This window comes from Enterococcus sp. CWB-B31, from assembly GCF_020567645.1.
In the GTDB taxonomy this organism is placed as follows: domain Bacteria; phylum Bacillota; class Bacilli; order Lactobacillales; family Enterococcaceae; genus Enterococcus_L.
On record NZ_JAJDJW010000007.1, the window covers coordinates 142,711 to 163,220 of the forward strand.

The 20,510-nt window shown below is 35.4% G+C and carries 23 protein-coding genes and 1 pseudogene; 5 read left to right on the top strand and 19 right to left on the bottom strand.

The genetic code is table 11. From position 1 onward, the window contains the following. Positions 1-4: 4 nt before the first annotated feature. The 9 genes from LI954_RS08665 to LI954_RS08705 form a co-directional block, all read right to left on the bottom strand. The gene (locus LI954_RS08665; protein WP_229441504.1) at positions 5-769 is read right to left on the bottom strand and encodes a WxL domain-containing protein; all 765 of its coding nucleotides are present in this window, start codon (positions 767-769) and stop codon (positions 5-7) included. A gap of 277 nt (positions 770-1,046) precedes the next feature. Then, positions 1,047-1,778 carry a winged helix-turn-helix domain-containing protein gene (locus tag LI954_RS08670; RefSeq protein ID WP_229441505.1) on the bottom strand — a complete coding sequence of 244 codons (732 nt, stop codon included), beginning with the start codon at positions 1,776-1,778 and terminating at the stop codon, positions 1,047-1,049. Between the two features lie 1,083 nt (positions 1,779-2,861). After that, the gene (locus LI954_RS08675; RefSeq protein WP_202065169.1) at positions 2,862-3,917 is read right to left on the bottom strand and encodes an SIS domain-containing protein; all 1,056 of its coding nucleotides are present in this window, start codon (positions 3,915-3,917) and stop codon (positions 2,862-2,864) included. A gap of 17 nt (positions 3,918-3,934) precedes the next feature. After that, positions 3,935-4,738 (bottom strand): PTS system mannose/fructose/sorbose family transporter subunit IID, encoded by an 804-nt coding sequence (locus tag LI954_RS08680; RefSeq protein ID WP_229444235.1) that lies wholly within the window; start codon positions 4,736-4,738, stop codon positions 3,935-3,937. Further along, positions 4,725-5,510, bottom strand: a complete 786-nt coding sequence (locus LI954_RS08685; protein WP_229441507.1) for a PTS mannose/fructose/sorbose/N-acetylgalactosamine transporter subunit IIC — start codon at positions 5,508-5,510, stop codon at positions 4,725-4,727. Before LI954_RS08685 ends, LI954_RS08680 begins: the two co-directional genes overlap by 14 nt. Before the next feature lie 15 nt (positions 5,511-5,525). Further along, positions 5,526-6,008, bottom strand: a complete 483-nt coding sequence (locus LI954_RS08690; RefSeq protein WP_229441508.1) for a PTS system mannose/fructose/N-acetylgalactosamine-transporter subunit IIB — start codon at positions 6,006-6,008, stop codon at positions 5,526-5,528. Further along, entirely contained in the window at positions 5,983-6,411 is a 429-nt protein-coding gene (locus tag LI954_RS08695) for a PTS sugar transporter subunit IIA (protein ID WP_229441509.1), read from the bottom strand. The genes LI954_RS08690 and LI954_RS08695 overlap by 26 nt, the downstream gene beginning before the upstream one ends. A 57-nt stretch (positions 6,412-6,468) precedes the next feature. Continuing rightward, entirely contained in the window at positions 6,469-9,201 is a 2,733-nt protein-coding gene (locus tag LI954_RS08700) for a sigma 54-interacting transcriptional regulator (RefSeq protein WP_229444237.1), read from the bottom strand. 249 nt (positions 9,202-9,450) lie between these two features. Further along, the gene (locus tag LI954_RS08705; protein ID WP_202065180.1) at positions 9,451-9,900 is read right to left on the bottom strand and encodes a helix-turn-helix domain-containing protein; all 450 of its coding nucleotides are present in this window, start codon (positions 9,898-9,900) and stop codon (positions 9,451-9,453) included. Positions 9,901-10,974: 1,074 nt separating this feature from the next. On the opposite strand from LI954_RS08705, the gene LI954_RS08710 reads away from it, so the two are divergent. Beyond that, positions 10,975-11,682 (top strand): hypothetical protein, encoded by a 708-nt coding sequence (locus LI954_RS08710; protein ID WP_229441512.1) that lies wholly within the window; start codon positions 10,975-10,977, stop codon positions 11,680-11,682. Positions 11,683-11,698: 16 nt separating this feature from the next. Here LI954_RS08710 and LI954_RS08715 read toward each other — a convergent pair whose 3' ends face one another. The 5 genes from LI954_RS08715 to LI954_RS08735 are packed head-to-tail and all read right to left on the bottom strand — an operon-like array spanning position 11,699 to position 14,054. Next, positions 11,699-11,878: a hypothetical protein gene (locus tag LI954_RS08715; RefSeq protein ID WP_229441513.1), complete on the bottom strand. Its 180-nt coding sequence runs from the start codon at positions 11,876-11,878 to the stop codon at positions 11,699-11,701. After that, positions 11,875-12,192, bottom strand: coding sequence for a DUF5963 family protein (locus tag LI954_RS08720; RefSeq protein ID WP_229441519.1), 318 nt, complete (start codon positions 12,190-12,192; stop codon positions 11,875-11,877). The genes LI954_RS08715 and LI954_RS08720 overlap by 4 nt, the downstream gene beginning before the upstream one ends. 25 nt (positions 12,193-12,217) lie before the next feature. Further along, positions 12,218-12,961 carry an ABC transporter permease gene (locus tag LI954_RS08725; RefSeq protein WP_229444239.1) on the bottom strand — a complete coding sequence of 248 codons (744 nt, stop codon included), beginning with the start codon at positions 12,959-12,961 and terminating at the stop codon, positions 12,218-12,220. Continuing rightward, positions 12,961-13,851 (bottom strand): ATP-binding cassette domain-containing protein, encoded by an 891-nt coding sequence (locus LI954_RS08730; RefSeq protein WP_229444241.1) that lies wholly within the window; start codon positions 13,849-13,851, stop codon positions 12,961-12,963. The genes LI954_RS08725 and LI954_RS08730 overlap by 1 nt, the downstream gene beginning before the upstream one ends. Before the next feature lie 53 nt (positions 13,852-13,904). Then, positions 13,905-14,054, bottom strand: coding sequence for a listeriolysin S family TOMM bacteriocin (locus LI954_RS08735; RefSeq protein ID WP_229441285.1), 150 nt, complete (start codon positions 14,052-14,054; stop codon positions 13,905-13,907). A 977-nt stretch (positions 14,055-15,031) separates the two neighbouring features. Between LI954_RS08735 and LI954_RS08740 the strand changes: the two genes are divergently transcribed. Further along, entirely contained in the window at positions 15,032-15,136 is a 105-nt protein-coding gene (locus LI954_RS08740) for a type I toxin-antitoxin system Fst family toxin (protein WP_420705910.1), read from the top strand. A gap of 59 nt (positions 15,137-15,195) precedes the next feature. Here the strand turns inward: LI954_RS08740 and LI954_RS16075 are convergent, their stop codons facing one another. Continuing rightward, positions 15,196-15,327, bottom strand: coding sequence for a hypothetical protein (locus LI954_RS16075; RefSeq protein WP_267491459.1), 132 nt, complete (start codon positions 15,325-15,327; stop codon positions 15,196-15,198). Between the two features lie 495 nt (positions 15,328-15,822). After that, entirely contained in the window at positions 15,823-16,173 is a 351-nt protein-coding gene (locus LI954_RS08745) for a hypothetical protein (protein ID WP_229441287.1), read from the bottom strand. On the opposite strand from LI954_RS08745, the pseudogene LI954_RS08750 reads away from it, so the two are divergent. Then, a pseudogene (locus tag LI954_RS08750) lies at positions 16,166-16,535 on the top strand (tyrosine-type recombinase/integrase); the annotation flags it as partial. The gene LI954_RS08745 and the pseudogene LI954_RS08750 sit on opposite strands and share 8 nt — an antisense overlap. On the opposite strand, the gene rpsI reads toward LI954_RS08750, so the two are convergent. The 3 genes from rpsI to LI954_RS08765 all read right to left on the bottom strand — a co-directional run bounded on the left by rpsI (position 16,524) and on the right by LI954_RS08765 (position 18,333). After that, a complete protein-coding gene (gene rpsI / locus LI954_RS08755) occupies positions 16,524-16,916 on the bottom strand; it encodes a 30S ribosomal protein S9 (protein ID WP_229444242.1) in 393 nt (130 codons plus the stop codon). The pseudogene LI954_RS08750 and the gene rpsI overlap by 12 nt on opposite strands. A gap of 13 nt (positions 16,917-16,929) precedes the next feature. Continuing rightward, positions 16,930-17,358, bottom strand: coding sequence for a 50S ribosomal protein L13 (rplM, locus tag LI954_RS08760; RefSeq protein WP_236671774.1), 429 nt, complete (start codon positions 17,356-17,358; stop codon positions 16,930-16,932). Positions 17,359-17,751: 393 nt separating this feature from the next. Next, positions 17,752-18,333, bottom strand: a complete 582-nt coding sequence (locus LI954_RS08765; protein ID WP_202065276.1) for a GNAT family N-acetyltransferase — start codon at positions 18,331-18,333, stop codon at positions 17,752-17,754. A gap of 145 nt (positions 18,334-18,478) precedes the next feature. Between LI954_RS08765 and LI954_RS08770 the strand changes: the two genes are divergently transcribed. Both LI954_RS08770 and LI954_RS08775 read left to right on the top strand, forming a co-directional pair. After that, positions 18,479-19,426, top strand: coding sequence for an N-acetylmuramoyl-L-alanine amidase (locus tag LI954_RS08770; RefSeq protein WP_229444244.1), 948 nt, complete (start codon positions 18,479-18,481; stop codon positions 19,424-19,426). Between the two features lie 134 nt (positions 19,427-19,560). Further along, the gene (locus tag LI954_RS08775) at positions 19,561-20,490 is read left to right on the top strand and encodes a tyrosine-type recombinase/integrase (RefSeq protein ID WP_229444247.1); all 930 of its coding nucleotides are present in this window, start codon (positions 19,561-19,563) and stop codon (positions 20,488-20,490) included. Positions 20,491-20,510 lie beyond the last annotated feature (20 nt).

Sequence of the window (20,510 nt, forward strand, 5' to 3'; positions counted from 1 at the left end):
TTTATTATGCAGTAGCACCCATTGTCCAAGTAACTGTTGCAGTATAGGTTCCTACAGTCATTGCAGATGCAACACTTAAAGGAATATCCAATTGAACAGCGTCTTCAGCTGTTCCGGGAGTACCTGCTTCAGAAGTTGCGCTTTGACCAAATTCCAATGTCCATAGACCGCTTCCTTCGCCTTCTCCTGCAGAAACAAATGTTTGTGCACCTTCTTCTGTGCTCAATACAACGGATGCCGGAACTGCTGCTGCAATTGTTCCTGTTCCTGATGTTGCCAATAGTGGGTTTGTGTATGTGATTGATGCGCCATCAAGTGTTGTTGTGCCGTTTGTAAATTGGCTTGTCAATTCACCGGTAATTGTATACCCTGTGTAGTTACCAGTCACATCACCAAAGGATACGATGTTACCACGTGTTTCACCCGTTTCTACACCGTCCTCATCAATTAAGGCGATAGATTTAGCATTTACAGAGGTTGTCCCAACTTCAACACTGCCAAAATTTAGATTAGAAACTGCAATAATCCCTTTGCTTTCAATATCCGGGTTTGGTATTACCTCTGGTGTTTCCGGATCGATTCCAGGTCCTTCTGGATTTTCCGGGTCAATGATGCTGCCTGGATCTTCCGGGTCAATGATACCGCCGCTTACAGTTACAGTACCTTCTGATCCTAGAGATCTTTCGTCAGCACTTGCTGCTGCTGATCCGATTGTTGCTGCTCCGATTGTTGCCACTAAAGCAATTGCACATAATTTTCTTAATTTCATTTTTGTTCCTCCTAGATTTTGTGTGATATATATACAAATGGAATGACTCCAATTTGCCGAATGTTAAGCGCTGCTTTATTCTGTTGGTGCAGCTTCCAAACTCTATGTTAATGTGGTGGTATATTGAACCGGATAAATGTTAATTGTTTCCGGCACGCTCAATGATAGCGTCACCATTATACTAGCTGTATTTCCAGCTCCAACTGACGTTTTTCCATCCTATACAAAGTGCAACACTTCGCGATGTTCTTCAAAGTGTTTTGTTCAATAGCTATTCTTATTCTTTTAGACTCAACATGTAGCCTTGTGAACGTACAGTAAGTATAATCTCTGGTTTTACTGCATCTGCCTCAATTTTTTCCCGTAAACGAAAAACTAAATTAGCTACTCGATGCTTCTCGTTATTAGCCACTTGATGCTTCTCGTCATTGAATCCTTCATTCCAAATTAATTTGAATAACTCTTTATAAGTGACTGTGTTGTTCTTACGTTCGTAAAGCAGCTCAATTGTTTTGTATTCCAAGCGTGTTAAAAGAATCTCTCTTTCTCCGTTAATTTTTACACTCTGATTTCTAGGAATTAACTGAATCTTTTTCGTGGCTGCCGTAGTTTCCTCACTCAATGTCGAATAGTCTATTCCATAAACTCGACTTACTTTATGTTTATTCAGATTATTGGCGATAAACAATTGCAGTTCCCCTGATTCATAATCTTCAGACATCGTACCTAGAGCACCCAACTGTAAATAAATACTTCGCATGGACTTCTGCAGATTGGGAGAAAATATCCACACAAGTGCATTTGGTTTCTTTTTTAATTTTAATAAAATACTGCATGTACGAGCCATATCCTTTACGGCATCTTCACAAATAATCAGACCATCGCATTCAGACTCTCTTTTTTCAAAGTCCTCTATCGTCAAGGAAACCACATTAATATCATTCTTTTTTAGCTCTTCTGAATAGGATTCTTCAAGTTTGATTGATAAACTAATAACACCTACATTCATAATTGATTCCTCCTTTTCCTTTTTTTGAATTTAATACAATAGATATTTAAAGTATATATACTATTTTTCCACAAAAAATATCCGCGAAAATAAATTGGACAAAATGAAAAAGAACAACGAAAACACTTGATTTTATGGGGGGTTTATAATGAAAAAACTTATGTTTAATCTATAGACCAACAAATAAACCGCTGACGAACTAATACAACTAATTTAATAGTACAGACTAAAAACCCTATTTATAATAAACAAAAAAATATTTTTTATCATCTCCAAGACTATAAAACACTCTTTTAGATAGAAAAATATATTATTTCCAATCAAAAAAATATATATACCCAAATATACTATTCTGTTCTTTTTATTTTTTATTTTTATATTAAATTCATTTTAAAACAACAAATATTGAAAGTCTATATATATTTTTTTCATTTTTTTAACAAAAAAAGAGTTTCTGTGAGAATAAAATAGATAGAATGAGAAAAAACAAAGAAATATTTTTATAGAAATTTCATAATAAAAAATATTTTTAACCTACAGACCAGTGAAGCAGTAACATAATTGGCTTCATACTTGTGGATAACAACTCAAAAATATATCCTTTTGAGAAACGGATTTTTTGATTTTTTATTAGAAATGTCTGCATAATAAACACTGTCTTATACTTGGCATATCATTTTTTGACGTACCTCCTAATACCTTGCTGCATTCCGTATACTGATTTTTGTATCTGAGGGAGCTTCCTGCACACTCTAAGTCTTCTTCCTTGCTGAGCTTCATTCCTCTTTTTCAATCCCAAATACCCCTATCTGGGATTGAATTATTTCTTTATCCTAGATAGGGGTAGAATATTATGTTGTCTGTTACTCTTTTTACTTATTATTTTATATAACATCTCTTTTTGGTGTTGGCTTATATTGATCCCAGAAATTCTCTTCTACTACATGAAATCATCAGATAGACAAGCGGCAATTAAATAGACAGAAAAATAAGGTGTAGACAATGAAAGAACATACACTGGAAGGATTAAGCAACGTAAAATCGTAAATAGCAGACATTTACAAAGTTAAAAAATAGCTCTGTCTACTTATTAAACTTCTTACTACCTAATTTCATATGAAATTGAGGATCTTTCGGTATAGACGGATCTATTCCTCGAAGAACTGGAATCTTAGCACACATTAATTGCAATGGTATTATAAAGTTAAAGGTTAGCATTTCTTTATTATTCACAGTTGGTAAGACTAGATCCGCATTCTCTGATTCATAATTAGTAAATAAGTATATTGTTTTGCTCCAACCAGATAATATTCTTTTCATTTCATCTGATCGGGACTCATTACCAATGTCTAAAATGAAAACAGTTGATTCATTATCAATGGCATTATAAATCCCATGAATGAATTCTTCAAATTCATACCCTGTAACTGGACAACGCATAGTTTCCAGCAGCTTCAATGCACTTTCCAAGATATCTCCATATAATGAAGCCGGTCCAGTGATACGGATATCTCTAATTTCTTTTAATGAATCCTTGTGATTCTCAATCCATATTTCAGATGTATCAAAAACAGCACGAAAATGTTTTATTGCTTCTCTTACTTCAGTAATTTCCCTATTGAAAATTTCTTCTGAGACAGTCCTCTTCTCTAAACCAATGTACAAAGCGAACAATAATAAATTCAATTTAGTACAATAGAACCCTTTAGTTTTAGCCCCTGCCAACTCCTCGCCACAAGAAACAGTTAAAACATAATCCGCTACTTCATCGATAAAGGCTTCATCTACACCTGCCATGGAAGCCGTCATACAGCCATGATGTTTAGCCAGCTTCATTGTGTTATAGGTTGAGTAACTGCTTCCCCCTTGAGAAATTCCAACAACTAAAGTTTGTTCATTGTCTGCTAAAAAAGTCGTATCTGTAATTTCAAATGGATACATTGCACAAACATCCATTTTTAGTAAAGCTCGCATTTTTTGACTCATTTGCAAACCTGAATGATAGCTTGTGCCTGATCCAGTAATGATGACTCGTTTAATACGGGCTTTCTTTACTTCTGAGAATAATTCCCGAGCATTCTCAATGATAGCTTCCATTCTATCAGGTGTTTCCAGCATGTAGCTTTCAATTGTTGCCATTTATCTATTCTCCTTTTTTATAAAATTCCAATAGCGTGCATCAAAATTCCAAAAACGATGACTCCAATAGTCAACCAGGTAACACTAACCTTTTTAATCAAACTATAAATCACAAAGGTAAAGATCAGCGGAAGCATATTAGGTAAAATCTGATCCAAAATATCCTGAACAACAATTTCAGCTCCACTGATTTTTAATTCTAATGGTGTAGATATCGATAACATAGTCGCTACCATACCGCCTACAACTGATAATCCAATAATGGTTGCTATGGACATGATCTTATCCATCAGCCCTTCTTTTTGAAGGCGTTCCAGTGAGCTGACTCCAACCTGATACCCTAGTTTCAGACCAAAAATTCGAACAAGAAAATTTGGGAAATTGTAAATCAAAAGGAATAGTATCGGTCCAAAAACACTACCGTCTTTCGCAATTGAAACACCAATACCGGCAGCAATAATTCGCAAAGTTCCCCAAAAAATTGAATCTCCAATTCCAGCTAATGGCCCCATTAATGACGCCTTAACAGCATTGATAGATTGCTCATCAAAATTAGCATTGTCACAATTTTCTTCTTCCATCGCTGTGGTAATTCCCATGATGGCTGGAACCACGGCTGGCGTGGTATTAAAAATTTCAAGGTGCCTAATTAGTGCCTCTGATTGATCTTTTTTCTCGCCGTATAAGCGCCTAATTACTGGAATCATAGAATAGCAATAACCAATATTTTGCATTCGCTCATAGTTAAATGCGCCCTGTAAGGCAAATGAACGCCAGAAAACACTACGAAGCTCTTTGTTTGTTACCTTAGTCAAAGTCAATCTCTCCCTCCGTTAAGTTATCCTGAGTCAAATCAGATGTTTCTTTTTCCGGTTCGATATAAAAATGCAAGATAAATGCTAAACAGACCGCAAACAAAGCAATTGCAGTAATATTCAAGCCGCCATATGCGGCAGCCAAGAAACTGATGAAAAAGAATGGTGCCATTTTCTTTGAAAAGAGCATATCCATCAACAAAGCGAAACCAATTGCCGGTAATAGGGCACCAGCGATACTCATTCCATCTAAGATAACCTCAGGAACTGCGTTTATGAGATTAGTAACTTGGTCCGCACCCAAAAGAATTGCTAAAAAAGTTGGTAAAAAAGTACTTAAGAAAAACAGACAGACCGGAATCCATATAGAAATAGCCAATCCTCTATAATCTGCTTCTTTAGCATACGTATCTGCTTTGTGGGCAAAATAAGTATTGACAATCCTTACCGCAACACCTAAAGACTGTGCTAACACAGCTATTGGGACTGCCAACGCCAACGCTACTTCAACACCGCTTCCAGAAAGAATAGCGAATGCTGTTCCCAATATGCCTCCAGTTACTACATCAGGTGGTGTTGCAGCACCAATCCCCGCAATCCCCATCCAAATTAATTCTAGTTGAGCACCGATAATAATTCCTTGTGTTACATCTCCTAAAACCAGCCCAACAAAAAAGCCAGTCACTAGTGGTCGATCAAACATCATTTGTCCAAAAATTCGTCCATCCAAAATTCCGACCCCTGCTATCAGCCCCAGCATTAATGCTTGTGCTACCATTTACTTTCTCCTTTCTTATAAATCAAAATCCTCCAATGTTTTACGTTTGTCTCTTGGCAGCATTCGAAATTCAACTTCCACTCCAGATGCATGAATCGCTTTCAGATTTTCAACATCTTCTTCATTAACCGCCACTAAGTCCGTCAGCTTCCGTTTGCCTTCGTAATAGCGTAAACCGCCAATATTAATTCCTTTGATGACATTACCAGTATTTTCGATCAACTTGCGGGCATCAACTGTATTTTTTACTAAAACTAAGACATTGCTCTTTTTTGAGTGACTGAATTTTTCGATAATTTCACCAGATTCCTCAATACTGCGAATATACAAGTTTACATTGCTCGGCTTTGCCAAATTTAATGCCATGGCCTTCATCTGGTCATTCTTGGCTTCATCATTTACAACTAAAATAGTGTTAATCCCTAATGATGAGGTCCAACCAAAAGCAACCTGTCCGTGAATCAGCCGGTCATCAATCCTCAATAATGATACTGTCACTCTCAACGCCTCCTTTATTTTCGATACATGCATTCACATGTAAAATTCCTTTTTTGGCTTCCTCCAAACTATTGTTGATTCGTTCTTTTATTGGGCCTTCTGACAAGAACAGATTCAATAACATTGGTAAATTTACTCCAGTAACCAATTGAAAATCATATCCCTCTAATAAAAATTCCGCAAAAAGATTTGCGACGCTGCCGCCAAACATATCCGCTAAAACAATTAACGGTTCCTCCTCTATCCCTTTTAAATATTGTTTTACTTCCTGAAAAGCATCTTCAGAAGATTTCGACTTTGTCATGCAGAAATAATCAATCGTTATATCTTCCCCGATAATTAGTTGGACACTGTCAATGATTCCTTTTGAAAACTCACCATGTGTCGCAATTAAATATTTCAAGTAAATCCCTCCTTCACTTCTATCTACAAAGCAAAAAGCGTGCCATTAATTGGCACGCTACGGATTATAAAGGATATTGTGTATATATCCGATCTCTGTGAGAGGAACTGTCACACTATATATCTTCTCCAGCACACTAAACACTTCCTGAATCACTTGAATTTCCTTTTGATGCTCATAAGAGAATTTCTCCAAATCAGGAAAGTCCATAATTTCAGAATGACGAATCAAACGTTCCACCATACAACTAATATGCACGTACATAGCAACTTTGCGAGCATTGGACAATTCCAAAAACAAGCGCGTTTCCAGTTGTCGAATACAGCCTTCCACGAGTTCCAGAATTTTCTTAGTATCCAGAATAGTCAAATAATCAATCACTCGAATTAAAGAGAAGTTTTTCACCAGACGATTATTAATTTCTAGAATATCTTCCTCAGCCAAGGTCCGTTGGAAAATTTCTGCGATTTCACTAGCAACTTCACCGGAAATAATGGTTTCTAGAAAGACAAAATTTGCTTTTGGTACTTGTGGATCATCAGTGCCTATAATTGCCAAAATCTCATACTTGGCAATTACAGCCGAACTGATGCCGTTCTCCTTAAGCTCATGAAATTCAGTTGGGATAATTTCAATATCCACTATACCCTTTAAACAGTCATACAATAGCTTTTGAATTTGCACAGCTGTCCCAATTCCAGTAAAGCAGGTAGTAATAATTGCTTTCTGTTTACTGCGTTGCGGTTGAAAGAGCTGAACGTTCGGTGCAGCAACCTCTTTCATCCGATCTGCAATCTCCGACAGCTCCTTGCCTTGCTGAATTAGATTGCCGATTTCCAAAGCCAGCAAGGTTCCCAGCTGATCAATAAACAGAATCGGAATTTCAATATCTTGCTTCAACTGATCATAAATCATGTTCAAAGAACCCATATCAATTAAAATTATTAATCCACGATTAACCAAATTTTCTTCTATGTATAAACGAACTTTTTCACTAATGTCACTCAAGGCAGCCTCAATCGGCATGTCAATGGAAGAAAATGTTGCATTACCCAGCATTCGATTGCAAACATTGGCAATACTACTAGCAGTCGCATATCCGTGAGCCAAAATAAGGGCATTCAAATCAGCTTGTTGTTCGGCTTGTTCTAGAGTTGATAAAAAAAGGACAAACATACAACGATCTACCTCATTAAAAATTAAATCGAGCCTCTTATCTACTTCTGGTAATAGTTTATTTATTGCACCTCTCTCTAATTGATAGTTCTCAGTAACCAATTGTTTTAAACCCTCAGGTAAAGTTAACTGATCAGTTTCTCCCTTTAATACATACCGATAAATATAATGAGAGAAAAACAGTACAAAATTTCCATCATAGCGAAATTTTGTTTGGTAATCTAGTTCCCTAAAAATCTCTTGCATTGTCGTTGAAATGAATTTTTCCAATGACATATGGTTAGCATAGTTATCCTGGTACACTAGCTCATCCATAAATTGTGTCACCTGTTGTGACCATTGCTTTTTCAATTCATAAAAAGTTTCTTCACCAGTATCATAACGTTCATATAGCAGTACCACTTGAGAAATAAAACTGGTCAGTTCTTTAGCTCGACTGGAAACCGGCCTCCTTTCATGAGAACCGGAAAAAATAAGATTAGATCCTTCAAAGGTCGACCATTGCTCTTGTTTGGTATTACGAGCATAGATTTTTTGAGGTAAGTCCCGAAACTGAATTTTCACCTGAGTCTGTTCATTACGAGCAATGGCACTACCACAGGAGTATTTGATCGTATTCTCAATTTCTCCAATATTTCCTTCATAGTGTGTCTGCATTAAAATATTCATTACTCGTGGTGTAACCTCAATCGGTTGGTTCAGCTTGCGACTTTCTTTATCAAATAAGTACTCAAGCATTTGACGCTTTTCCATAACTCCCCGTTCCTCCATATTTGGAACGTATATATGAATCGGAATTCTTCTTAAAAACGTTTGCAAAAATCCCTGTAATTTTTCTGTCGTTGCAAACGCTAAACGCACCTTAGCTTTATACGGTTTTATGTCACCAATTCGTGTAAACCTTCCTTTATCCATAAAAGTAAAAAGCTTCTCTTGTCCTTCAGCATTTAAACGATGGACTTCATCTAAAAAAAGTAATCCTTGATCAGCTTCCTCCAACAATCCAATATGGTTCTCATAAGCTCCGGTAAAAGCTCCTTTTGTGTAACCAAATAAAAATCCCGACAATAATTCTGGATTATTGTAATATTGTGCACAGTTCAATACTTTAAAAGGAGCATCAAATAGTAGTATGCCAGCTTTAATCATATATTCATACATTACTTGTACAAAATAGCTTTTTCCAACTCCCGTATCTCCTGCCAGCATGATTGGCAATCCATTCCCAGGATAATAGACAGCTGTTCGTAATTGTTCCAATGCTTCAGATAAGCTTTTATCCCAACCTATCATTTGTTCAAAAACTCGTTCAGCTGGCACCTTTTTTATCAATTCGGCGATTTCCTGCACTCGTTCATATTCCTTATTCAAATTTAATTTAAAGTGCTGCTCAAATGTCTCTTTGGCTAAAAACAAAACCGGCCTTGTATTCACTTTAACCAACAACCCATTTTCAACAAGTCGGTTAGCTGCTCGGCTAGCTTGTGTTCTGCTTACCTTCAACAATTTCTCAATCTCAGGTGTGTCAAAGAAAAATCGGTCTAACTGGTCTAATTGCAGATTCGTGCACTTTGCATCTGCTAGTTCTAGAATTGCTTCTTCCAATGTTGACATTTTTATCACCTCTATATCCATTTTAGTGAAATCTGGAGCGAAAAATAATCTGTTGTTCACTTAGAAATCCGATCGTTTGCCTATTTTATTTACGACTATAGTTAATCATGATCCGTTCTTGCCGCAGGAATTTCTCGATACAAAGACATAGCTTCATTATTTGCCAATTCCTCAGCTAGTCCTTTAGTACCCTTTCTTTTTTCAAAATCCAATTGAATCTCTTCCAGTGTTCATTCCATTCTCTCACCCTTATGTTTTCTTTTTGTAGTAAACCATTAGTCCCCCTGGAATCTTCACACCGTAATTTTTCTTCTGTTGATCTAAATAATTCCAATGAATAGTCTCAGCTGCACTGCTTGCTTGAACCTTTGAAATAGCAATCTTCTTCATTAGCTCCTCAGCCTCTCTTTCAGAAGAACAAGCATGTTCATCAATAATATTAGTTCCATGCTGCACAATAACTATCCATAGAGCTCTATTTGCTTCTTCTTCAGTTTTACTAGTCAGATACTCCATACCTTGTCTAGTAATAACATATGTACCTCTATCTTTTTTTTCTGATTTCAACAGATCAACAGTTCCAACAAGAAATTTTTTTGGATACTTATTGTACTGCTGCTGCACATAGCTCCTTTCTTTCCCCCATCGTTCACTGGCCTGGCTAAAGGTCATTAGACCCAGTTCTCGAATATCTTGCATCCCTAACTCCGTTCTGACGTTTCATACATCTTTTGTTGTAAGACTATATTATACATCTTTTGAAGTATAGAGCAATAGATTTTATTCATTTATGGTATACCTTGTGCTGGCACTCCATGATGCTTGCGATATAATGTTTTCATTGTAAATAATACGTATAAAATAAATATGTAAAAGTTTAGGTGAATAAAATGAAAGTTGGCTATATTCGAGTTTCAACCATAAAACAGAATTTGGATCGACAATTATCTCTGATGCAAAATACCGGTGGGGAATAGGCGGGGATTTGGGTGAGGATTCAAAAAAAGAGGTTGTGACAAACACACATGAGGGCTAACACCTCACCAAACAGAATGAAAATAAAAAATCATCGACCTACACGCTATTTCCTGTCATACTAAAAAGGAACACTATTCATAAAATGAATAGCTGTGAATTGATACCTCCCTGGAGCTGCTCATATTTTCAGTATTGTTCGACTTATTTCCGAGATGCAACACTAGTTTGAAATGAATACAATTGACTTAAACACTAACCAAATCGGATAAATAATTTTAAACTATTCAAATTAGTCCCAGGAGGCGAACACATTAAAAAATGGCTTTCTATTAATGAACCTTATTTCAAAATGGAATGGAACACTAAAAAAGCTCATCGATCAAAGATTTTATAAAAATATGGAAACTCCAGTCAAAAATTGGTTATAATTAGATACAAGATACGATAAAATCGAACGTAAGCTCGAAATATTAGGAGGATAACTATTGAAAGTTAGGAGGTTTCTTATAGCTAAAGGATGATTACTCTGTCTCTCCACCATTTCCTAAGAAGTGGAGCCTCAAGGTTTATACTCAATGGTCTCTACAGGTATTTTGTACTAAACCAACTAAAAAAACAGGAGAAGATTTCACTCTATCTTTAATTTTCGGGAAATATTCTGCCCCGCCCAATTGCCTAAAAATTTTCATACCATGGAAAAAACGCTCTTCCCACTTGGCGGCGGTTAAGAGCGTCAAAAATGAAATACATTTCATGATAGCAACTAATTATATCATGAAATGGGGTTAGTAAAAAGTGGCAACTTTATTTAGTCTGATATTTGTTCTTAGTGCTGTGTCTGTGTGGTATTTCATTAAGAAAAGACCAAACAAAAAAATTAGGAATTACTCTATTATTGCTTTAGTAATATCGTTTTTACTTGTCAATGTAACGGCTCCTAAAAGTGAGAAAGAAGCAGTTTCAGATAGTCCTAAACAAGAAGAAAAAACAAAACCAACGTCAAAAGAAAAGGAAAGCACCGAGCCCTCTTCTTCTGACAATTCTACAGCGTTACTAGAAGCAGCTCAAAAGGGTGTAGAGAACGCTGAACAAAATCCTACACGTGATAACTACAATCAAGCAGTAAGTGCATTGGAAAAAGCAGGTGGAGAGAAGTCATTAGAGGAAAGACTAATTGCTGTCAATGAGATACTCGTCAGTGCTGAAGCCCAGGCAGCCGAAGCTGCTAAATTAGCAGAGGAACAGCGAATAACAGCCGAACAGGAACGAATAGCTCAGGAGCAGGCTCAGGCTGCGACGGCTGAACAGCAAAGAATAGCCGACGAACAGGCTCAGACAGCCGCTCAGCAAGTCACAGAGCATCTTGTTTATGTTGCTCCTGAATCTGGAACAAAATACCACTATTCAAGCACTTGTCGTGGCTTAAGGAACGCAAATTCAGTTATTTCTATGCATGAATCAGAAGCTTTAGCCAATTATACATTGTGTGGGTTTGAAGATTAGCTTTCGTATCTTTCTTTCAATATGAACTAAAAATTAAACCAGCTATCCACAAGGTATGGGTAATCTTTTTAAACCCGTCGAATTCGACGGGTTTAAAATCAGGAGGTATAATCATGTCACCGAGAGAGATCATAAATACAAATGGTGTATCAGTAAATATTTTTAATGAAAAAACTTTTTTCTCAAAATCAATCATTTGTCGTCCTCCTTCCTTTTTCTATTTTTCAAAGCTGTAACAACTTCGGTTACGATGGCTAACACCATTGAAAATATAATCCCGATAAACATCATATTACTATTATTTGGTGTTCCTTTAAATTCGTTCCCCACTTTTTGAATATCAAAAATAGTAAAACCAAAGATGTTTACACTATATTCAGTTAAAGAAGAACCTTTAACATAAGTATATCCAGAGCGAATTGCCATAAAGCAAACGAAAACTCCTAAAATAATTCCTAAAATAATAGATACGATAACACGAGTCGTTGGATTGTTAAACTTCTTTTTCATTAATGTATCTCCTCCTTTCACCAATTTAATTTTTCTTCTTTTGTGTTACAACAAAAATAGCAATTAGAATACATGTTAAGCCTACTCCTAAAATAGTATTCAACACTAAAAAATCTTGAATAAACACTTTTTTTTCAGCCCAAACATCAAAAAAGTCATTCATAACATATTTCATTGGGATAAATTTTCCAATTGATTGAAATGACGTTGGAAGATCTGAAAACGAAGAAAACGCACCTGTAAAAATATAAGAACTAAATAACAAAACCATACCTATTGGCATCAATATCCTCGTGTTTTTTACCAGCAGTGCAATTATTGCTCCAAAAATAAGTAAAACAAAGTTACAGTATAAACATTGTACGATATACGACAAGAAATAACCGATGCTTGGAATATGCAATCCATACATAAAAAAACCAAATAAAATATTGACGACAACGCTCAACAAGGTTAATAACGCGTAAGAGAAAACATCTGAAACAATCATATTGTGTGTGCTTAATCCAAAATACTCCAGACGTTTATAACTTTGATTTTGAATACTCTCACCTAACCATATAGGAAAACTAATCAGAGAGATTGGCATCATTCCCATACCTGTACTGATTAAAAAATATTTATCTACAAAATGAAACCCATTACCTATATCAAAATTCCCATATGATGTAACCATCGCAAACATCATAATTAACGGAAACAATAATGAAAAAAAGATGGATACTGGAATACGAAATTGTAACTTAATACTCGTCCCTAAATACCTCATTATTTTCTCACCTCCGTAATTAATTTGCTTGTAGTTTCAGTCATTGAATAGGCGACTAAATAAGTTGTGTATATACTTTGTTTAATGACAGTGTAACTTATGCTGTTCTCTTCAAAAGTTTTTTCTATATCTATTTGAAGGTCAGGACTTGAACAAATAAATGCTTCACCATCTCCAGTATCAGTGTGATCTACACTTTTAATAGTGGTTTCGTTCAATTTTGAAAATTCATTATAATCAATTTTCACGATAGAATAATGTGCGAATTTTGAGAAAAAATCTACCACGGATCCAAAAAAAATTAGCTGTCCTTGTTTTAGCATAAGAATTTTTGTCGCCCAATTTTCAATTTCGTCAAAATAATGTGTTACATTTATAACTGTTCGATTAATTACTTTTCTCTTCATCATAGCTAATAATGAAAGTCTTTTTTTATAATCTAAGCCTGATGTAAGCTCATCAAAAAAATAGATTGACTTGTTGCTTTCCAACACTAGGCTTAGTGTCAGTCGTTGTCTTTCTCCACCAGAAAGATCTTTAATATACTTTTTCTTCAAGTCCTCCAACTCATAATTTTCTAAAAAATGAGATAATTCCTCTTTTTTAAAAGGTAGAACAAGCTTTATTAGTTCATTAACTTTTAGTAAATCATTATAAGAGTTTTCTTGAAAAACAATTCCACAACTTAGTTTATCAAAGTTTTTTACTATCTTTCCCTCAAAATTAATTTCTCCTAAAATAGCATTGATTAGCGTTGTTTTTCCAGCACCGTTTTCCCCTAAAACTGCTACTTTATCTTTAGGTAGAATTGCTATTTCTTGATCTATATCCAATATTACTTTGTTGCTCTTTTCTATTTTCAATTTGTTTATCGTTAAAATGGAATCCATTTGTATACACCACCTATTAAAAAAGGGGAATGAATCCCCTTTCATTTCTAACCCTATTCTTTTGTTTCAGTAGCAGTTGAAGCGGAACACGTACATGTACATGTTGAACATGAGCATGAACAACATCCAGCAGCATAGTTGATGGCTTCAGCACCAACACCTGTGTTACTATAACCATTCATGGATTGAGACTTGATATTCATATAAATACCTCTTTACTCAAAATTGTGTTATGTCAACACTAAAATAAGTTTATCATAACTAATTAACAAGAACCAATATTTTCCTATCGATTAGTTGTTTATATCCAATTTTTGTTCATTTCAAAAAAACAAAATAGGTTATTATACATTCTTTTAATCCTTAATATACAATAATAAATAATATATATAATTCTTTAAAATTTATTTTTCAAACCAATCATAATAATCATCTTGATCTAGTTTTTGATACAATTCAATTAATTTGGAGCACATAGACTGAAAAATAGTGATTCGTTCATTATTAAATTCACGTCCAGAAAATCCAGAAGTTGGATACCTCGTCAATTCTTCACTAAGTAGATCAACTATTTTCAAACTTTGATCATATGAACTTAATACATTTTACTGTTACTTCTTACAATTAACTTAGGAGATCGCAAAAGTGAAACATACGCTTTACAATGGAAACACATCAAATGTTGTCAATCTTTCTACTCATGAAACATTCGAAAGACGACTAAACGAAGCACGAGAAGCTAAATAAAATAGCACTAAACTATGGAGGGAACCAATTAATTTTAACGTTCCTTCCACTTTTAAAGAAGTACAATTCTGTAAAGTGTTCTCTATTTTCAAAAAAAACAAGAGACACCAATTTCTTGGCACCTCTTGAAAATACTGATATATAGGTATTTTTAACGTTTTGAGAACTGAGAAGTTTTACGGGCTTTCTTAAGACCTGGTTGCATGTCAGATATTTTGAAACAGTTGAAAAATCCTTTAATATCAATGAGTTAAACAATATTTCAACAGGTAGGGTTTTAATGAACTTCAACACATTTTAAAGCTCTCGTACCCAAGAATACACGTGAATCAGAACACGACTATTTCTATAACCATTCCTCACCCATAAAATTTAAATTCACTTTCTAATACATAATATGCTATACTCATTTTGGCAACTTGCCCCCAAGGGGGTGATTCCATTGGAAAAATTAATATCGCTAGTCATTGCGCCTATTTTTGTAGGTTTAGTTATTCAACTAATTTCTCACTGGTTAGATGAGAAAGACAAAGACTAAAAGCAAGTTGCTTCTAACCCACACATTCGAAGTCGCAACGATTGTAAAAGAAAACCACTCTATTCGCAGTAGAGTGGTTTTTGTGTTCCATTGTAAAAATTAATATCGCTTCGCACAACCATCATATCAAAAATAATACCAAAAATCAAATTGTCCATATTAAAATAGTCAGTATCCATAAACAGCAACATGATAAAACCTCAAAAAATGGATAATTTTTTCTTGATAGTATTCAACTTTATTACTAACCTATACAAGATAGAGAATGTTCTTTGCCGGTACTCTCCTTTACGTTCTTCTCTATTTGATGGATTAAAAATATACAACCAGAAAGTTAAAAAGATGGTAAAAAATATAGTGAGAGAGATGGAGCTATGAAAATTTTCAAATATTTAAGATAACATCACTTAAATATTTGAATTTATAACTCTTGAAGGGTTCTCCTAGTGAGTCTATAATCAAATTTAATTTGTAAGTATTCATTCTATTATCTAGATTGTTATAATTCATAAAAATGACTATTGATAATAATGATTGGATTACTTTGTCAGCAACTTCAATAACCTCATTAAATATTTTTGCATCCTGATTACCAGAAAAAGCTAAACTACTTTCAATATATTGAGATAGATTAGCAATAGTTTCATCTTTACCAGGTATTGAATCCGATAAAGTCCCATAAATACTTACAATTTTCTCTGTAAATTCTTCATTGATATATTTTTTATGCGCTTTTTTTTAGTAAGTCCATGACCCCTTACTTCTTCTCTTATACGAGCCTCTTTAAGAAGCTTTTCGATATCATTTGAAAAGGAGTTTGTCTCTAAAGAATTATTATCTATCCTTATTAATCCTCTCCCAAAAATATCTAGACCTTTAAGAGCTATACTAGGAAGATTTTCACTTTCTGATATAAGATCCCGAAGTTTAAAAAGTCCAGAATGGTAACTTACTAATTTACATTCTTCAAAATTTTTATCTACAAAACATTGTAGCTCTCCAAAAGACTCAATTAAAATTTCTTTTAGAAAAGACAATGTCAACGTTCCTGTTCACATTGATTATCTCAATTATCGTATCAATTCCGTTAAGCGTAGACATCAACAGTTAGCTCATGCTACACCTCATAAATTAAGACATACTGGGGCAACCTTAGCTAGACAGTCCGGCACTTCTTTAGAACTGATTTCAAAAGCCCTAACCCATAGCGATACTACAATCACAAAAACTTATGTGAACACACCGAATGTCATTAAAATGCCTGTTGGGGAAATAGCCTATCGTAAGTTAATTCAAAAGGATACTGCCCTAAATGGTGTCAACAATGAAAAAAGACGCTTCACAAACTAAGTTGCGAAACGTCCAAATCGTTGATATAAAGCGAATATTAACGTTTTGAGAATTGTGAAGCTTTACGAGCTTTCTTAAGACCTGGTTTCTTACGTTCAACCATACGTGCGTCACGAGTAAGTAACCCAGCGCGTTTCAGAGCTGAACGGAAGTCAGGATCTACCTCCAACAATGCACGAGCGATTCCGTGACGGATCGCACCTGATTGTCCAGCGTATCCTCCACCGTTTACGTTTACGATTACATCGTAAGCGCCTTTTGTTTCAGTAACGCCGAATGGCTGATTGATTACTTCACGCAAGTCAGCGTGTGGAATATATTCTTCAACATCTTTTTTGTTTACAATAATTTTACCAGTTCCTGGTACTAAACGTACGCGGGCAACTGCATTTTTACGACGGCCAGTGCCGATATATTGAACTTGTGCCAATGAATTTCCCTCCTTAAATTAGGTTTGTAATATCTAATACTTCTGGTTGTTGTGCAGCATGTGGATGCTCAGCTTCGCCGTATACGTGTAACTTAGTAAGTTGCTTGCGGCCTAAAGTGTTTTTAGGAAGCATGCCTTTTACTGAATTTTCGATCAAGCGACGAGAATTTTTCTCACGCAGTTCTCCAGCAGTAACAGATTTCAAACCGCCTGGGTATTGGCTGTGACGATAGTAAATTTTATCAGAAGCTTTATTACCAGTTAATTTAATTTTGTCAGCATTGATGACAATTACAAAATCTCCAGTATCCACATGTGGTGTGAATGTTGGTTTATTTTTTCCACGTAGTATAGATGCTACAACTGTTGAAAGGCGTCCCATAGGAACATCAGTTGCGTCTACTACATACCATTTACGTTCTACTTCGCCAGCTTTGGCCATATATGTTGTACGCACGTTTCTTTCCTCCAATTTTCGTTTCGATGTTTGACATACACTTGAGTTTCCGGGGCTCTTGTGGGGCAAACAATACCATTTAACATAATACCTTCTATTCCCTGCAATGTCAATGAATTTATGCAGTTTTCTCACCTTTTTTCAATGATTTTTTGCCCAATTTTCACTGTTTTACAAGTTTTCCTTTCTATTCTGACTTTTCTAAAAAGAAACTAATGATCCATCTATCAACAGAATTTTTACATCTCCGATTATTCCGACATTGCTTACTTTTCTTTTATTATTATAACAGTCCTTTTCTTAATGTCAGCAGGCTTCCTGAGCTGAAAACCACAAATATTTTTTGTCATTTAAACAGCTATTTTCAATTTATTACTATCAATATTTCCCTGATTCTTTGTTCTTTTCCCAGTCTTCAATTGTTAATCCTTTAATAATATCCGTCACTATTTTATCTTTATCAATTCTGGATTTTGGTAATCGTCCTTCTTTTTTCATCCCGATTTTATCCAACACTCGCCCTGAGTTGTGATTTGTTTCATCATATTTAGCAAAGATTCGTTGAAGCTGCAGTTTTTCAAAACCAAATGCCATTAAAAGAATACAAGCTTCCGGCACCAGTCCCTGTCCCCAGAACTTTTTATTTAATGTATAACCAATTTCCGCATTCTTGTTCAGCATATCTACCCGCAGATCAATTGAGCCGATCATTTTTCTATTTTTCTTCAACTCAATCGCATACTTGCCTAATGGATCAGCAATAAAATAATTTGCAATGACTACTTTTGTTTCTGTAAAATCTCTATGGGTAGGAAAAACATACTTGGTATTTTCTTCGTCTGACGCATATTCATGCATATCTCCCGCATCGCTCATGGAAAGCGGGCGCAACAATAACCGTTTACTTTCCAACTGCTGATTTTCAGCTAAAATCAATTTATACTCTAATGTCGCTTCCATTTCATCTTCCCCACTTTCATTTGTTTTATGTCTACTTTAGCGAAATGAGTGCTAAACCTCAAGCGTTGTTCTCCATTATTTTAAGTCATCTTTAAGCTTAACCAAGTATCTTTAATTTATCCCACAGAATGAAGAGGTTCCATCGATGAAGAAAAAATACCTAAATACCTTATTCTTACTAGTAGTTTTATTGAGTGTCAGTTCTGCTTTCTACTATCTGAGATTACAGTCCCCGATAATAAAAAGCAGCGCTGCCAGTCAGGAAACAGCTTTTGAGGTAACACAAACTCAACTGGCCGCTGCCAAAACTTCTGCTAATCAAACGATGATCACCGCTGTGCAGATGGGACCTGAGGATAGTCCATTATACAGCCAGCCCGACAGCAGCAGTGAAGAAATTGCTCTAGTTACTCGAGGCGAGTATATGGAATACTTGAATACTGAAAACGACTGGTATCACGTGATTGTCAACAATGAATATGAAGGCTATGTTTCCAGCTTATACAGCGAAAAATGTTCAATAGATGTACCAGTCACACCTACTTCTCTGGAAGATGCCGTTGTTGTTCTGAATCCCGGCCACGGTGGTGAGGACACTGGTGCGCTTAGTAACGATGAGTATTATTATGAAAAAGACGTTACCCTTTCTACCGCTCAGGTGATTCAGGAAACACTTGAGACTGCCGGATTTACGGTCATTTTGACTAGAGATTCAGATATTACCGAATCACTGGATGATATTTGTGCGGACAGTATTGATAATCAGGCTGATTTTTTTATCAGTCTTCACTATGATTCAACGGAATATATGAATGATGCTTCTGGAACTACAACCTACTACTATTACAATACCTATAAAGGACTGGCGGAAACAGTAAATGACGCCTTAGCTTCTACACTTCCACTAGAAAATCGCGGCGTTGAAGTCGGAAATTATCAGGTTCTACGTGAAAATACCCGTCCATCACTGCTTTTAGAGCTGGGTTACATGAACAATGACTACGATCAGTGGACCTTTATGACAGAAAGCTATCAACAGCAGGTAGCTGATGCTTTATTGGAAGCTCTAACAGAGTATATCCAAGCGGCATAACCTAGACAAAACAATTAAAATTATGCTACCCTTCACCTTTAATTTGAAAAATAAAGGTAAGACACATTTCATATACAGTATTTCTCCATGACTTTTGATTATACTTATCAATAAAAAGTTATGGAGGTTTTTTTATGGAACAATGGATTTCAAAATTTTTAACATACAAAGGAACATATCACAATTTGTCTTCACGAACAATCAAAGCATATAAATCAGATCTTTATCTTTTAAATGACTACTGTACCCTGCAAAATATCGAATTGACGGACGGTATCCTCCCCTTTATCAACGAACTCAATCACAAGAAAAAACTAAAAGCAACCTCCTTAAAAAGGAAGTTAATCACTTACCGCATGTTCTATAGATACTTGTTAAATAATCAAGTAGTTGTGAAAAACCAGCAGTTTGAAGGAGCACGTTTAAGTTATCCTATTCCAAAAAAGATGCCAAAAACTCTAAAAATTACAGAAATCAATCATCTTTTATCAACAATGTATGAGCGAATACATAACCCGACAGTCAGCTCTTATCAAAAAGGGAACTGCATACGGGATACTGCACTCTTGGAACTGCTGATTTCAACAGGTATTCGCATCAGCGAAGCTAGCAATATCCAGCTAAATGATTACGATCAATCTGATCACTCACTTTTAATCCATGGAAAAAATCGAAAAGAGCGGTTAATCTACCTTTCCAGCAACGAAGCAGCAGAAGCCATCGCAGCCTATTTAAAAATCAGAGACAGGTTCCATCCTAAAGACAACAGTCTTTTCGTCAATAAATATGGAAAGCAGCTTTCTATCTATGGCATTGAAGATATTTTTTCAAAATACTTAAGGCTGGCAAATATCGAAAGTACCGCAACACCTCATTATCTACGACACACTTTTGCAACCGAACTATTAAACAATGGCGCCAACATAAGAGAAGTACAGGAGCTGCTGGGGCACTCCAGCATCGTAACCACTCAGATTTATACAGAAGTATCGCTAAAACGAAAACGACATGTGCTGGATACCTATAATTACCGAAATTCAATGAACATAAAAACCTCCAAATAACTATAAATTATTTGGAGGTT